Origin of the sequence: Qaidamihabitans albus (assembly GCF_016464705.1) — a bacterium.
Lineage (GTDB): Bacteria > Actinomycetota > Actinomycetes > Mycobacteriales > Pseudonocardiaceae > Qaidamihabitans > Qaidamihabitans albus.
Window position 1 is genome coordinate 30,243 of the sequence record NZ_JAEHOB010000011.1, and the last position, 14,184, is coordinate 44,426.

The following is a 14,184-nucleotide window of genomic DNA, read 5'->3' on the forward strand; positions in this document are numbered from 1 at the left end:
ACCATGGCCAAGGATCTCCGCTTTGGCTCGGACGCCCGCGACCTGCTCCGGATCGGCGTGGACAAGCTCGCTGACGCCGTGAAGTCCACGCTGGGCCCCAAGGGGCGCAACGTCATCATCGAGAAGATCACCGGTTCGCCCGAGGTCACCAACGACGGGGTGACGATCGCCCGCGACATCCACCTGCGTGACCAGTTCGAGAACATGGGCGCCCAGCTGGTGAAGGAAGCCGCGATCAAGACCAACGACATCGTCGGCGACGGCACCACGACCGCCACGGTCATCGCGCAGGCCATCATCCACGAGGGCATGACCGCGATCGCCAAGGGCGGCAACCCCGTGCTCGTCAAGCGGGGCATCGACCTGGCCGTCGGACGGCTGGTCGAACACCTGCGGACGGTCGCGCATCCGGTCGTCACCGAGGCCGACTTCGCCAGGGTCGCCTCGATCTCCGCCAACAACGACGACGCCGTCGGCTCGGTGATCGCCAAGGCACTGCACACCGTCGGCGACAGCGGCATCGTGACCGTCGAGGAGTCCCCGCGGATCGGCATGAGCGTCGACTTCGTGGAGGGCTTCGAGTTCGACAACGGCTACCTGTCGCCGTACCTGGTCACCGATCCCGGCCGGCTGGAGGCGGTCGTCGACGACCCCTACATCCTGCTGTGCGCCGAGAAGGTGACCAAGGTCCAGCAGCTGATGCCGGTGCTGGACAAGATCATGCGCGCACCGCGCCCGCTGGTGCTCATCGCCGAGACCGTGGAGGGCACGGCGCTGTCCATGCTGGTGCACAACCACACCAACGGCACGTTCCAGGCGGTGGCGGTGCGGGCACCCGGCTTCGGCGACCGCAGGCTGCACAAGCTGGAGGACATCGCGGCGGTGGTCGGCGGCTCGGTGCTGTCCCGGCAGTCGGGTTTCACCATGGAGAACATGACGCTGGAGCAGCTCGGCCGCGCCCGGCAGGTGCGGGTCACGCAGAACAGCACCACGATCGTCGACGGTGCCGGCTCCGCCGAGGACGTCGAGTTCCGCGTCAACCAGCTACGGGCCGAGATGGACCGCGCCCAGTACGGCGTCGACGAGGACGTCCTCAGCGAGCGGATCGGCGCGCTCACCGGAAAGGTGGCCGTGATCCGGGTCGGCGCGGCCACCCCGGCCGAGCTGAAGGAGCTTCAGCACCGCGTGGAGGACGCGCTCTCGGCGACAAGGGCGGCGATGGCCGAGGGCATCGTCGCGGGCGGCGGGGCCGCGCTGCTGCACGCCGAGCGTGTGCTGGAGAACCTGGGCCTCGAAGGCGACTACGAGATCGGCGCGGACATCGTCCGGCGGGCACTGAGCGAGCCCGCGGCCCTGATCGCGGAGAACGCGGGCTGTCCCGCCGAGGAGATCGTCGCGCGCACTCGTGAGCTGGGCCCCGACGAGGGGTTCGACGCGCTTCGCGAGCGCTACGGCAACATGATCGACCTCGGCATCATCGACCCGCTGCGGGTGGCCCGCTCGGCGTTGCAGAACGGCGCCTCGGTCGCGGGCCTGCTGCTCACCACCAACTCGCTGATCGCCGAGGCACAGACCCCGTGGGGTGGCAGCCCGGCGCTGATGGGCGAGTTCGGCGAGCTCGACGAGGGGCTGCGCCAGCCTTCGCCCGATGCCAGCACACCGCAGTCGCTCGGGATGGGCCCCTCCGTCGGCTGAGCACACCGGTGGTGGCCGCGCCGGTGCGCCTGCGCCCGCAGGTGGCACCGAGACTCAGTCGGAGCGCGGCCCCGCCGGGCGCCGGCTGACCTGGTCGTGGGCCGGAGCGAGTCGCGGCGCCGAGGTCCACGGCCAGGGCCCCGCCCTCAACCGTCCGCAAAGGAGCGAGTCCGTGATCTTCATCGTCGTCAAGTTCACCGTCCGCGCCGAGCACAGCGCCGACTGGCCGGCGCGCGTGCGCGAGTTCACCGAGGCCACCCGTGCCGAGCCGGGCAACCTGTTCTTCGAGTGGTCCCGCAGCGTGGACACGCCGGAGCAGTACGTCCTCCTGGAGGCTTTCGAGTCGAGGGAGGCCGGTGCCCGGCACGTCGGCTCCGAGCACTTCAAGAAGGCGATGTCCTGGATGCCCGAGGTGATCGCGAGGACGCCGGAGATCGTCAACGTCGAGGTCGCCGGCGACGGCTGGGGACGGATGGCCGAGCTCGCCCCGGCCCAGCGGGCATAGGAGGCGGGCCGCCGGAGGCAACCGGGAATACAGTCGCACGATGACCGGTCACCGCCCGGCGGGCCACCTCAACTCGTGAGTGCGTACGCGAGTTCTAACTCGTGTAGGCACTCACGAGGGGTGAGCCCGGGGCGGCGCGGTCGTCCCGCGGACGACGAGCGTCGGTGAGCTCGCGGCGCGCATGGCGTGGCGCCGCCCGTCGATGCGCTCGATGAGCAGCCGGGCGGCCGTCGAGCCCATCGTGCGGCCGGCCTGGTCGACGCTGGTCAGCTGCACCGGTGACAGCGCGGCCGTGGTGGTGTTGTCGTAGCCGACGAGGGAGAGGTCCTCCGGGACCCGCAGGCCGAGCTCGTGAGCGGCGCGCAGCACACCGAAGGCGGCAACGTCGGCCCCGGCGAAGATGGCGGTCGGCGGGTCCGGCCTGCCGAGGAGTTCCTTCGCGGCCTGGTAGCCACCCTCCTCGGAGAAGCTGGTGGCGGCGACGGTGAGGTGCTCGGCGAGCCCGTGCCTGCGCATGGCTTCGCGGTAGCCGCGGCTGCGCACCTTGTCCGGCGTGCGTGACCAGCCGCTCGCGCGGGTTCCCGTCGTCGACGTGTGGGCGATCCGCCGATGACCGAGCGCGACCAGATGGTCGACGACCAGCGCCGCTCCGGCGAGATCGTCGTCCACCACCGAGTCGTACTCGTCGGCGGCGTCGTGGTGGCCGACGATCACGAGCGGGACGTGGCCTGCCGTCTGGACGATGTCGGCCTTGGCCATGCCCGGGGCGATCAGGATCAGCCCGTCCATCCGCCGGTCCACCATGGCGTCGGCCAGCTTCGCCTGTCCTTCGGCGCCGAATCCGCCCGCCCCGAGAAGAACCTGGTAGTCGGTGGCGCCGAGCTCGTCGGTGACGCCGTCGAGGATGTCGGCGAAGAAGGGATTGCGGATGCTGTCGAGCACGATGCCGACCGTGAACGTCTTGCCGCGCATTCCGCGGGCCGCCGCGTGCGGGCGGTAGCCCAGGTCCGTCATCGCCGCCCGCACCTTCGACCGCATCGCAGCACTCACGCCGTCGGCGTTGCGGAGCACCTTGGACACCGCGGCGGTGGAGACGCCGGCCTCCCTGGCCACGTCCGTGATGGTTACACGCCGCGTGGCAGATCCCATCGAATGTGCTCCCCTGGCTGAGTAGAACGAACTACCGCATCGTAGGCAGTGTAGACCGCGCACGGGCTCGCCCGTGTGCAGCCGGGTTTCCAGATGAGACGCGTACTTGCGCGTCCGGAACCGGACTGCGTCTTGACAGGCGAACCGCGCCGCTGGATGCTGCTCTGCACGTTCACGTAGAACGTTATACGTACTGCTGGCAGAGCGGAGTGCGATGGTGCGTAACGCGGTGACGCCGGCCGTCGAGGCCGCCGCCCCCGCCGAGGGGGCCGGGCCCGGCAGGACGCGGCAGGTGAGACGCAGGCCGTCCCACGCGCGCAGGGCTCCGTGGTTCTTCGTCGTTCCGGCGGCGTTGTTCTACGCCTTCATCGTGCTGTGGCCGAGCCTGCAGGGTGCCCGGTACGCGTTCACGAACTGGGACGGCCTGTCCCGGGCCAGCGAGTTCGTGGGTGTGGACCAGTTCGTGCGGCTGTTCGACGACCCGGCCGCAACCGGGGCGATCTGGCACACGCTGCTGATCGCCGCGGGCGTCACGATCATCCAGAACCTCATCGGCCTGCTGCTCGCCCTTGGCGTGCACACGCGGATCAAGAGCCGCAACGTGCTGCGGGTGCTGCTGTTCGCTCCCGCGATCATCACCCCGGTCGCCACCGGATACCTGTGGCAGTACCTGCTCGCCCCGGACGGCGCCGTGAACGGCCTGCTGGAACTCGTCGGGCTCGGGGCGTGGCGACAGAACTGGCTCGGCGACCCGGCAATCGCGCTCTGGTGCATCGTGGGCGTGGTCGTCTGGCAGTTCGCCGGCTACTCGATGGTGATCTTCCTGGCCGGCCTGCAGGGTGTGCCCGAGGCGGTACTCGAGGCATCGACGATCGACGGCGCGGGCCGCTTCCGGCGGTTCTGGCACATCATCCGGCCAGAGCTCGCGCCGGCGATCACGATCAACCTGATGCTGTCGATCATCGGCGGCCTCAAGCTGTTCGACCAGGTGTGGGTGATGACCCAGGGTGGTCCGGGCAACGCGACCGACACGATGTCGACGCTGATCTACAAGAACGCCTTCCAGTTCAACGACTTCGGTTACGGCGTCGCCATGGCGCTGGTGCTGACCCTCTTCGTCGCTGTGCTCTCCGGCGCCCAGTACAAGGCGCTCGGGCGGCAGAAGGGAGCGTCGTGAACCGCTACCGCCTGCGCACCTTCGCGCTCGAACTGCTGATGATCGGCGCGGCGCTGCTGTTCTTCTTCCCGGTCTACGTACTGGTCAACCTGTCCCTGAAGAAGCCGGGCGACCAGTCGTCGCCGCTGGCCCCGGTGACCGACCCGACGCTGGAGAACTACGGCGGCGCGTGGGTGCGGGGCGGCCTGGCGGGCGCGCTGGCCAACAGTGCGGCCGTGACCGTCTGCAGCGTGGTGCTGATCGTGCTGGTCTCCGCGCTGGCCGCCTACCCGCTGGCCAGGGCGACCAGGGCCTGGTCGAGGGTCACGTTCTACGTCTTCATGATCGGGCTGCTGCTGCCCATGCAGCTGGCCATGATCCCGCTGTACACGACGATGCGCGACCTCGGCCTGCTCGGCAGCGTCTGGGCGCTGGTCGTCTACTACGCCGGGCTCCAGGTGCCCTTCTCGGTGTTCCTCTACGTGGCCTTCCTGCGCGCCGTGCCGCTCGAGTACGAGGAGGCCGCCGCGATCGACGGCGCGGGACCGTTCGGGACGTTCGTCCGGGTGGTGTTCCCGTTGCTGCGCCCGATCACCGGAACCGTCGTGATCCTGAACGTCCTCCACGTGTGGAACGACTTCCTCACGCCGCTGCTGTACCTGGCGGGCAGCGACCAGCAGACCCTGCCCGTGTCGCTGTTCGGCTTCGTCGGGCAGTACGTGTCGCAGTGGAATCTCGTCTTCGCCGGCCTGGTGATCAGCATCGCGCCCATCCTGCTCGTGTACTTCGCGATGCAGCGCAGCATCATCAAGGGCTTCGCGAGCGGGCTCAAGGGCTGAGAAAGGACCGACTCCAATCCGGAGAACGAGGAGAGAACAATGAAGTTCGCGAAACGAGTACTCGTCCTTGGCGCGATCCTCTCGCTCGGAGCCGCCGGGGCGTGCTCCAGCGGGCCCGGCAGCGCGGGAGGCGACGGCGGGGACGGGGCCGTCACCGTGGCCGCCACCTCCAACGAGAAGCCCGCCCTCGACGCGGCGGTCGCGGCGTACGAGGAGGCCCACCCCGATGCCGAGATCCAGGTGACCTACGCGGCGCTCGACCAGTACCAGACGACGATTCGCACCCAGCTGTCCTCTGGGACCGCGCCCGACGTGCTGTTCGTCTGGCCGGGCAACGGCAATCCCGTGGCGATGGAGGTCGCGGCGGGCGCCGGATACCTGGAGGACCTTTCCGGCCGCCCGTGGGCGGAGCAGATCTCCGAAGGCATCAAGCCCGTGGCCCGGCGGGACGGCAAGACGTGGATCGCGCCGGTCGGCTTCTCCGGCATCGGCGCCGTCTACAACACGACCGCGCTCGACGCGGCCGGGCTGGCCGTGCCGGAGACCTGGACGGAGCTGCTCGACTTCTGCGCGGCCGCGAAGCGGGAGGGCAAGGTGGCCTTCTCGCTGGGTGCCCAGACGCCGTGGGTCACGCAGCTGACCAGCTACGCGCTGACCCCGACCCTGGTGTACGGCCCGAATCCCGAATTCGCACAGCAGATGGCGAACGGCGAGGCGACGTTCGCCGACTCGGCCTGGCAGAGCGCGCTGAACAAGTACGTGGAGATGCAGGAAAGGGGCTGCTTCAACGAAAGCCCGCTGGGCACCAGCTACGAGTCCTCGCTCACCCAGGTGGCGAAGGGCGATGCGCTCGGTGTCGTACAGGTCAACTCGGCGGTGCCCGCGTTGAAGGAGCAGGCAGGCGACGACGTGTCCTTCGACCTGCGGCCGCTGCCCGCCACCGATGATCCGGCCGAGACGAGGATGGCCGGTGCCGCCGGATCCTCCTACGGCGTGAACGCCGCCGCGGAGCACAAGGACGGCGCACTGGAGTTCGTCGACTGGCTGATGTCGGCCGAGGGCATGAACCTCTACGCGGAGACCAACGCCGCGCTGCCGTCCATCCCGAACGACCAGTTCACCGTCGACCCGGCGCTGACGACGCTGCAGCGGTACCAGGAGGAGGGCAAGACCTTCCCGTACATGGACCAGCAGTGGCCCAACGCGCGCGTCCAGCAGGCCCACTTCACCGCGGTACAGGAGCTGCTCGGCGGGCGGACCACGCCCGCGGACGCACTCCGCCGGATGGACGAGGCCTACCAGCAGGGCGCCTGACCGGCGTCCGGCAGCCACCGAAAGAAAGGTTTCCGTTGCCGCAACACAGTCAGCAGCCGATCGCCGTACGCACGCCCCGGGCCGAGCACCACGACGAGCCCTTCGGGATCGGCGAGAACCGCCCCCGCATCTCGTGGCAGGTCGACACCGATGTGCCTGGCTGGTCACAGTCGGCGTACGAGATCGAGGTCGTCGACCCCGGCACCGACGAGACGGCCACGACCGGGCGGGTGGAGTCGGCGGAGAGCGTCCTCGTGCCGTGGGGACACGCGGCCCTCGGCTCGCGCGCGCGGCGCCGGGTGCGGGTGCGCGTGTGGGGCGAGGGCGGGGACGCGCCCTCGGCGTGGAGCCCGGTGTTGCACCTGGAGACCGGGCTGCTCGCCGCGGGGGAATGGACCGCGTCGTTCGTCGCGCCCGCCGGGGTGTCCCGGGACGGCTCCGACGAGGCCCCGCCACTGCTGCGGCACGAGTTCACCGTGTCCCGCACGGTGGCCTCGGCCCGGCTCTACGCCACGGCACTCGGGCTGTACGAGCTGGAGCTCAACGGTGAGCGGGTCGGTGACCAGGCGTTCGCGCCGGGGTGGACGAGCTACGGTCACCGGTTGCGGTACCAGACCTTCGACGTCACGGCGGGGCTGCGCCAGGGGCGTAACGCGCTGGGTTCGTGGCTGGCCGACGGGTGGTACCGGGGACGGCTGGGTTTCGGTGGCGGCACCCGCGACATCTACGGTGACACGGTGGCGCTGCTGGCCCAGCTGGAGATCCGCTACGAGGACGGAACGTCCGAGACGGTCGGCACCGGCCCCGGCTGGCGGGCTGCCACCGGCCCCATCCGGCTGGCGAGCATCTACGACGGCGAGCGCTACGACGCGCGCCGCGAGCTGCCCGGCTGGTCGGAGCCGGGCTTCGACGACACGGACTGGTCGCCGGTTCGCGTGCTCCGGCGCGACCTCTCCACACTCGTCGCGCCGACCGGGCCGCCGGTGCGCTGCACCGAGGAGCTGCGGCCGGCCGCGGTGCTCACGTCGCCGTCGGGCAGGACGATCCTCGACTTCGGCCAGAACCTCGTCGGCCGCCTGCGAATCAGGGTCGACGGCGCGGCCGGTTCCACCGTACGGCTCCGTCACGCGGAGGTGCTGCAGGACGGCGAGTTGTACGTCCGTCCACTGAGGAACGCGGAGGCGACGGAAGAGTACGTTCTGCGCGGCGAAGGCGAACGGGTGTGGGAACCACGGTTCACCTTCCACGGTTTCCGCTACGCCGAGGTGACTGGCGACGCCGAACCCGGCGAGGTCACGGCACGCGTCTACCACACGGACATGCGCCGGACCGGCACCTTCCGCTGTTCCGATCCGCTGATCGAGCGTCTGCACGAGAACGTCGTGTGGAGTATGCGCGGGAACTTCCTCGAGATCCCCACCGACTGCCCGCAACGGGACGAGCGCCTTGGCTGGACCGGCGACATCCAGGTCTTCGCGCCCACCGCCGCCTACCTGTACGACTGCGCCGGGATGCTCGGCTCGTGGCTGCGGGACCTGGCCGCCGACCAGTTGCCGGACGGTACGGTGCCGTTCTTCGTGCCGGTGATCCCGGCGCCACGCTGGATCCCGCCCTTCCCCGCCGCCGTGTGGGGAGACGCGGCCGTGCTCACGCCGTGGGAGCTGTACCAGCGCTTCGGGGACACCGGAGTGCTGCGGGCGCAGTACGATAGCGCGAAGGCGTGGGTCGACCGCGTCACCGCGCAGGCCGGCGACGACCACCTGTGGGAGACAGGGAAGCAGCTCGGCGACTGGCTCGACCCGTCGGCGCCCGCCGACGACCCGGCCGACGCCAAGGCGGACCGCCACCTCGTCGCGACCGCCTACTACGCCAGGTCCACCGCCGTCCTGGCGGAGACGGCCGCGGTCCTCGGTCACCGGCGCGATCACGAGCACTACACCGAACTCGCCCGTGCCGTCGCCGGGGCCTTCGTCCGGCGCTGGGTCCGGCCGTCCGGGCTCCTGCACAACGACGCGCAGACCTCCTACGCGCTGGCGTTGCGGTTCGGCCTGATCCCGGAGGGCAGGCAGCGGGAGGCCGCGGGCCGCAGGCTCGCCGAGCTGGTGCGCGACGAGGGGCACCGCATCGCCACCGGCTTCGCGGGGACGCCGGTCATCTGCGACGCACTCGCCGACACCGGCCAGCTCGACACCGCGTATGCCCTGCTCACCCAGCGGGAGTGCCCGTCGTGGCTGTATCCGGTGACGCGGGGCGCGACCACCATCTGGGAGCGCTGGGACAGCCTGCTCCCCGACGGCACGGTGAACCCCGGCGAGATGACCTCGTTCAACCACTACGCTCTCGGCGCCGTCGCCGACTGGCTACATCGGACGGTCGCGGGGCTCGCGCCGGCCGAGCCGGGGTACCGCCGCCTGCTCGTCCGGCCCCGGCCGGGAGCCGGGCTGACGCACGCCGCGGCGACGCACGAGACACCGTACGGCCGGGCGTCGGTGAGCTGGCGGGCCGAGCACGGCGAGCTGGCCGTCGACGTCGACGTGCCGGCGGGTAGCACGGCCACCGTCGACCTGCCCGGTCAGTCGCCCTTCACGGTGGCCTCCGGGCGGCACCACTGGCGGGTGCCGATGTAGCTCACCTGCGCAACACTTGCGGTTGCAGGTATGTGGCAGGAGGTTGTCGTGGCGTCGAGTACGTCGTTTCGGATCAGTGAGACGGCCAAACGCAAGCTCGCCGGGCGGGCCGATCTCGAAGGAGTCAGCGCGACGGCGTTGCTGGAGCGGCTGATCCTGGAGGGTGTGGACCGGCTGGACCATCCGGGAATCGTGTTCCGGGGTCCGGCGCATGATCGGCGTGCGGCGCTGGCGGCCGGTCCGGACGTGTGGGAGGTCGTCGCCCGGCTGCGGGAGCTCGACGGCCCTGAGGAGGACCGGATCGCGGTCGAGTATGCGGTGGAGCACGTCGAGGACATTCGCGGCGGGATCGAGCGCAATCGGGAACTGGCCGAGCGCAGTCGCCGTGCCGCGGAACAGCGTGCGGCGCTCATAGCGTGAGTGCGTTCCTGATCGACGAGATGTTCCCGGCGATGACCGCCCGGCTGCTCCGGGACGACTACGCGCACGATGCGGTGCACGTGTTCGAGGCTGGTCTGGGGGCGGTCGAAGATGCGGAGGTGGCGGCAGCGCGGGCCGAGGGCCGGGCGGTGGTCACCGAGAACGTGGCCGACTTCGCGGGCGAGCGCGACGTGGTGCTGGTGTTCGTGCTCAAGCGCAACCCGCCCGCGGGGGGTGCGCTGGCGAAACTCCTCGACGGCTGGGCCCCGGTCAACCCGAAGCCCTACCTGGGTGCCCACTGGCCGCGTAAGGGCTGAGGATGCTTGTCCGCCCGGCGGTTCGGGTGCGCGATGTCCGTTCACGCCGGGGAGCGTGTGCAGCGGCCGCTAAAGTTCGCGCATGACTGTGTTGCCGAGCGCCTCAGCCCTCATTCGCACCTGGTTCGGTGATGACAGCGCGTGGGAGTCTCTTGTCCTGAAGACTCGGACGCCCAGCGACGACGGGTTCCTGGCGAACGTCGCTCTGGTGAATGACCCGCGTTCGAGGGTCTCAGCGCCGAAGCGCTGAGGGCGCGGCAGCCGGGCGGGCCGATCGTTTCCTTCCTCGCGGACGAGACGACCCTCGCCGGTGACGAGCACCCGATTCTCGCCGTCCGGGTGCTTCCGCGCCGTGACGGCGACCGAACCGGGCACAGGCCGTTCCGGGTAGCGCCCTCCGCGCTGTGGAGCGTGGAGAACAACATTAACTTGGCGAACATGGACTGGGAGGACTTCACCAGATCGCTCGACGGAGACGGCGTCTTCCGTGGCTTCTGACGCCCGTTGCTACCGCTGATCGCGCCAGGGGCGGGGGTCTCCAGGCGCGATCAGGGGCCCTCAACTGGCTCCAGGACCACCACCGCGGTTTCGGCTGGCCGCCGCGCGGCGTGGCCGTCGATGTTGGCGTCGATCTCGCGCCAGCGGGCCCAGAGTCGCGACCGCTCGTCGCCTGTTGCGGCGTGAGCACGCACGAGCCGCTGCCCGTCGACGAGATCGATGGTCGCGTCCGGGTGTGCCTGCAGGTTGAGCCACCAGGCGGGCTCACTTTCGCCCCATCCGTTCATGGCCAGCGAGACGAGGTTCGGGCCGTCTTCGAAGTATCCGAGGATGACGCTGCGTCGCAGGCCGGTGCGGCGTCCGGTGGTGGTCAGCCGCAGCGTGCCCCAGCGGTTGGTGCGTGGTCGCCACAGCCCGACGCGGCCGCCGGTGACCCGGTGCACGCCCCGGTGCACTGACCAGATCAGCCGGATGAACCAGCGCGGCGGGAGCCACGGAGCCCTCGCTCGGTGCTCGACGGACACAGTGACCTCCCACACGCCTGACTGGCTGCGATCGCAGACAGGACGCCAGCCTAGCCCCGGTCGCAGGTGGCCAGTAGAGGTGAAACGTCGCCAGAGCGGTACTTGCAAGAACCGCTGCGCGGGGTCGACGAAACGCAGCAGTATCTCGATTACCTGCGGATCCTGACCGCGCCGGGCCGGAACGTGTCCGTGGGAGCCCTTCCCCACCCGGCCTGGACCGTTCGGCTCCGTCGGCCAACCTCGACCACGTGCGCGAACTCCTGCCCCGGCTTCAACGGTGCGCTCGTGCGGGTGCTGGGCAATCCAGCGCGCAGCAGGTGGGAGGTCTCCCGTAGGCATGCGCACGTCCTCAGGCGCCTGCTCGGGTTGTAGCCGCCCGGCAGCGGGACGCAACCGGCGGAGGACGACGCCGTCGCGAACGACGCCCTAGTTTCCGTGCCGGCCGTACGACAACGGCGGCCACCCGACTCGGATGGCGAGACTCATGGGCAACACCTGGCGTAGACGTCTCCTGGCCACTCTCGCCGCGGCGACCGTGATGGTGGGCTCGGCGTCGCTGCTGGCCGCCGCCGAACCCACCACGCACGGTGCTGGAAGGCCGGGCGGGACAGGCGACCGCGACCGCGCGCTGGCCGCTTTCGAACGCATCCGCGAGCGGCAGGCTGATGCGTGGTTCCGCCAGGACGGGGACGCGTTCGCCGCGACCTTCACGGCGGACGCGGACGTCGTCACCTTCAACGGCGATCATCTGCGCACCAGGGAGGGCATCGCGACCGGGATGCAGTACTACTTCGATAGCTACATCGAGCCGACGCGGCTGCACACTGTCGACGAGCACGTCCGCTTCGCTGGGCCGAACCTGGCGGTCATCGTCCGGACCAGCTGCCAGCTGGTGCCGTCGGAGCCGACCTGCCGCCAGGACTCGCTGTCCAGGAACACCAACGTCATGGTGAAGCGCCACTCCCGGTGGGCGCAGGAGTCCTTTCAGAACACCAGGGTCGTGGAGTTGCCTTAGCTCGGGGCCGGGCTGGCCCACGTCGAGCCATGCCATGGCCTCTTCGAGGTCACTGTGGGCAGTAGCCGCGCCACCCACCGTGCCCACCGGCTGTCCGAGGTCGGAGCGGCGAGGTTGCGGTGCGTGGGCTGGCCGATCCTCGTCTGAGCACGGTGATGCGGCTCGCGAAGGCGCTGACGGTGGACGCGGCCAAATGGGTGAGGCCGCTGATCGACTTCCCGCCCCTGAGGAGCTGGGCACTCGTGAGCGGTTCGCACCCCGCGCATATCAGGCCGCGCGGTATGGAAGTGGCTCGCCTCCTGCCGCCCGTGACCGCGCGTCGCAGCGGAGTTGTGCCCTGTGCGGACCGCACCGAGCACAAACCCTGTGCCAGTTGCCCGCGTCCTGGCTGTTGATCCTGGGGAGACCATCGCCACGCCAGTGCGCTGACCAGGGATTTGTGGGGTGAGTGACGGGACTTGAACCCGCGGCCCCCTGGACCACAACCAGGTGCTCTACCGACTGAGCTACACCCACCATGCGGGGTGCTCAGCGAGCACCCCGACCGGATCATCGTAGCGTGCCGCCGTGGCGGCAACGAACCGGGTTACTCGTTCCGCGCGCGCAGCACCTCGTCGGCGGCGGCCCTGGCCTGCTCGGTGCTGGGGCCGGGCTGCGGGACGAAGGCGGTCCTGCGGTAGTACCTGAGCTCGCCGATGGACTCCCTGATGTCGGCCAGCGCCCGGTGGGCGAGGCCCTTCTCCGGCTTGGCGTAGTAGATACGCGGGTACCAGCGGCGCACGAGCTCCTTGATCGAGGAAACGTCCACCATGCGGTAGTGCAGGTGGGCGTCGAGCTTCGGCATGTCCCGGGTGATGAAGCCGCGGTCGGTGCCGATGCTGTTGCCGGCGAGCGGCGCGGTCTGCGGGTCCGGCACGTGTTCGCGGACGTACTCGAGCACCTGCCGCTCGGCCTGCTCCAGCGTGACCGTCGAGCGGCGCACCTCGTCGGTCAGGCCGGAGCGGGCGTGCATGTCACGCACGATGTCGGGCATGTTCGCCAGCGCGTCGTCATCGGCATGGATGACGAGGTCGAGGCCGTCGCCGAGCACCTGCAGGTCCGCGTCGGTCACCAGCACGGCGATCTCGATAAGGGCATCCTTGACGAGGTCGAGCCCCGTCATCTCACAGTCGATCCAGACAAGACGGTCGGTCACCGGGAAACCCTAACGTGACGGGACTGGCGACGCGGCGCGACGGGCGGGTACCCGAACCGGATCTCGGATATCCGCACCCGGAAGGGTCAGGTGCCGGACACGATGCCGACGCTGCCGGATGATGCCGATGGCGAGTACATCGCCGAGTTGAACCGACCACCTCGCCCGCCATGTTCACCAGCGGCCCGCCCGAATTGCCCTGGTTGATCGCGGCGTCCGTCTGGATCGCCGTGTAGCTCGGCGTGCCGGCGGACTCGTTGGCCACCTGCCGGCCGAACGGAGGCGTGTCCTCCTGCTGCCCGATGTCGGAGAGCTTCCGGTTCAGTGCGCTCACGATGCCCGAGGTCACCGTGTTCTGCAGGCCGCCAGGCGAGCCGATGGCGACGACCTCGGCACCGACCCGCAGGTCGCCGGAGTCGCCGAGCTTCGCCGGGGTTGGGGCCACCGGCGTCGCGGGCCTGGAGCACGGCGATGTCGGCCGTGCGGTCGGCCCGAGCACCGTGGCCTGGTATCGCGTGCCGTCGGACAGCGTGATGGTGACGTCACCGGTGGCGCCGTCGACGACGTGCGCGTTGGTCAGGATCCGGCCGTCGGCGGTCAGGATGACCCCCGAGCCGATCGCCTCGCCGGTGGCCGTGGGCACGTCGACCTGCACCACACTCGGCAGGACCTGCCGTGCGACGGTGCTGACGTCCGTCGTGGTGGAGACAGTCTGCCCCGTGGCCGACCCCGGCGAGGTGGCCGAGCCGGCCGCCGTCCCGCCTGCCGCCGTGACGATCGCGACTCCGCTTGTCCCGCCCACGAGTGCGGCGACGGCGGCGGTGGTCGTCATGAGGACGCCGAGCCGCCGGCGGCGGGGACGAGCAGGTGGTGGCGCGGGCGGCGGAGCCAGTTGGTGCTGCTGCGGTGTCTGCGCGTTCTCGGTGTTGT

General features: G+C 70.2%; 12 protein-coding genes, 1 tRNA gene and 2 pseudogenes. 10 read left to right on the forward strand and 5 right to left on the reverse strand.

Annotated features, from left to right (window positions below; translation table 11 throughout):
* Positions 1-3: 3 nt before the first annotated feature.
* Entirely contained in the window at positions 4-1,695 is a 1,692-nt protein-coding gene (gene groL, locus JAP66_RS20590) for a chaperonin GroEL (protein WP_199433445.1), read from the forward strand.
* Positions 1,696-1,867: 172 nt separating this feature from the next.
* The gene (locus tag JAP66_RS32230) at positions 1,868-2,200 is read left to right on the forward strand and encodes a putative quinol monooxygenase (RefSeq protein WP_199433446.1); all 333 of its coding nucleotides are present in this window, start codon (positions 1,868-1,870) and stop codon (positions 2,198-2,200) included.
* 111 nt (positions 2,201-2,311) lie between these two features.
* Here JAP66_RS32230 and JAP66_RS20600 read toward each other — a convergent pair whose 3' ends face one another.
* The gene (locus tag JAP66_RS20600) at positions 2,312-3,313 is read right to left on the reverse strand and encodes a LacI family DNA-binding transcriptional regulator (protein WP_307849648.1); all 1,002 of its coding nucleotides are present in this window, start codon (positions 3,311-3,313) and stop codon (positions 2,312-2,314) included.
* Between the two features lie 250 nt (positions 3,314-3,563).
* On the opposite strand from JAP66_RS20600, the gene JAP66_RS20605 reads away from it, so the two are divergent.
* The 7 genes and pseudogenes from JAP66_RS20605 (at position 3,564) to JAP66_RS33235 (ending at position 10,520) form a co-directional block, all read left to right on the forward strand.
* Positions 3,564-4,526: a carbohydrate ABC transporter permease gene (locus JAP66_RS20605; RefSeq protein WP_199433448.1), complete on the forward strand. Its 963-nt coding sequence runs from the start codon at positions 3,564-3,566 to the stop codon at positions 4,524-4,526.
* On the forward strand, positions 4,523-5,344 hold the full coding sequence (locus tag JAP66_RS20610; protein WP_199433449.1) for a carbohydrate ABC transporter permease: 822 nt from the start codon (positions 4,523-4,525) through the stop codon (positions 5,342-5,344). The genes JAP66_RS20605 and JAP66_RS20610 overlap by 4 nt, the downstream gene beginning before the upstream one ends.
* Before the next feature lie 39 nt (positions 5,345-5,383).
* Positions 5,384-6,658 carry an ABC transporter substrate-binding protein gene (locus JAP66_RS20615; protein ID WP_199433450.1) on the forward strand — a complete coding sequence of 425 codons (1,275 nt, stop codon included), beginning with the start codon at positions 5,384-5,386 and terminating at the stop codon, positions 6,656-6,658.
* A 35-nt stretch (positions 6,659-6,693) separates the two neighbouring features.
* Complete coding sequence (locus JAP66_RS20620) at positions 6,694-9,285, forward strand: family 78 glycoside hydrolase catalytic domain (RefSeq protein WP_199433451.1); 2,592 nt, start codon at positions 6,694-6,696, stop codon at positions 9,283-9,285.
* Between the two features lie 48 nt (positions 9,286-9,333).
* Positions 9,334-9,705 (forward strand): hypothetical protein, encoded by a 372-nt coding sequence (locus tag JAP66_RS20625; RefSeq protein WP_199433452.1) that lies wholly within the window; start codon positions 9,334-9,336, stop codon positions 9,703-9,705.
* Positions 9,702-10,022: a DUF5615 family PIN-like protein gene (locus JAP66_RS20630; protein ID WP_199433453.1), complete on the forward strand. Its 321-nt coding sequence runs from the start codon at positions 9,702-9,704 to the stop codon at positions 10,020-10,022. The genes JAP66_RS20625 and JAP66_RS20630 overlap by 4 nt, the downstream gene beginning before the upstream one ends.
* An 82-nt stretch (positions 10,023-10,104) precedes the next feature.
* Positions 10,105-10,520: pseudogene (locus tag JAP66_RS33235) on the forward strand (DUF6924 domain-containing protein).
* 50 nt (positions 10,521-10,570) lie between these two features.
* Here JAP66_RS33235 and JAP66_RS32235 read toward each other — a convergent pair.
* The gene (locus JAP66_RS32235) at positions 10,571-11,044 is read right to left on the reverse strand and encodes a nitroreductase/quinone reductase family protein (RefSeq protein ID WP_307849649.1); all 474 of its coding nucleotides are present in this window, start codon (positions 11,042-11,044) and stop codon (positions 10,571-10,573) included.
* Between the two features lie 472 nt (positions 11,045-11,516).
* Here JAP66_RS32235 and JAP66_RS20640 point away from each other — a divergent pair, with 472 nt between their 5' ends.
* A complete protein-coding gene (locus JAP66_RS20640) occupies positions 11,517-12,059 on the forward strand; it encodes an SgcJ/EcaC family oxidoreductase (protein ID WP_199433454.1) in 543 nt (180 codons plus the stop codon).
* A 440-nt stretch (positions 12,060-12,499) separates the two neighbouring features.
* Here JAP66_RS20640 and JAP66_RS20645 read toward each other — a convergent pair.
* The 3 genes and pseudogenes from JAP66_RS20645 to JAP66_RS20655 form a co-directional block, all read right to left on the reverse strand.
* Positions 12,500-12,575: transfer RNA gene (locus tag JAP66_RS20645), tRNA-His, on the reverse strand.
* A 70-nt stretch (positions 12,576-12,645) separates the two neighbouring features.
* Positions 12,646-13,254, reverse strand: a complete 609-nt coding sequence (gene orn, locus JAP66_RS20650; RefSeq protein ID WP_199433455.1) for an oligoribonuclease — start codon at positions 13,252-13,254, stop codon at positions 12,646-12,648.
* Positions 13,255-13,405: 151 nt separating this feature from the next.
* Positions 13,406-14,086: pseudogene (locus JAP66_RS20655) on the reverse strand (S1C family serine protease); the annotation flags it as partial.
* Between the last annotated feature and the right edge of the window lie 98 nt (positions 14,087-14,184).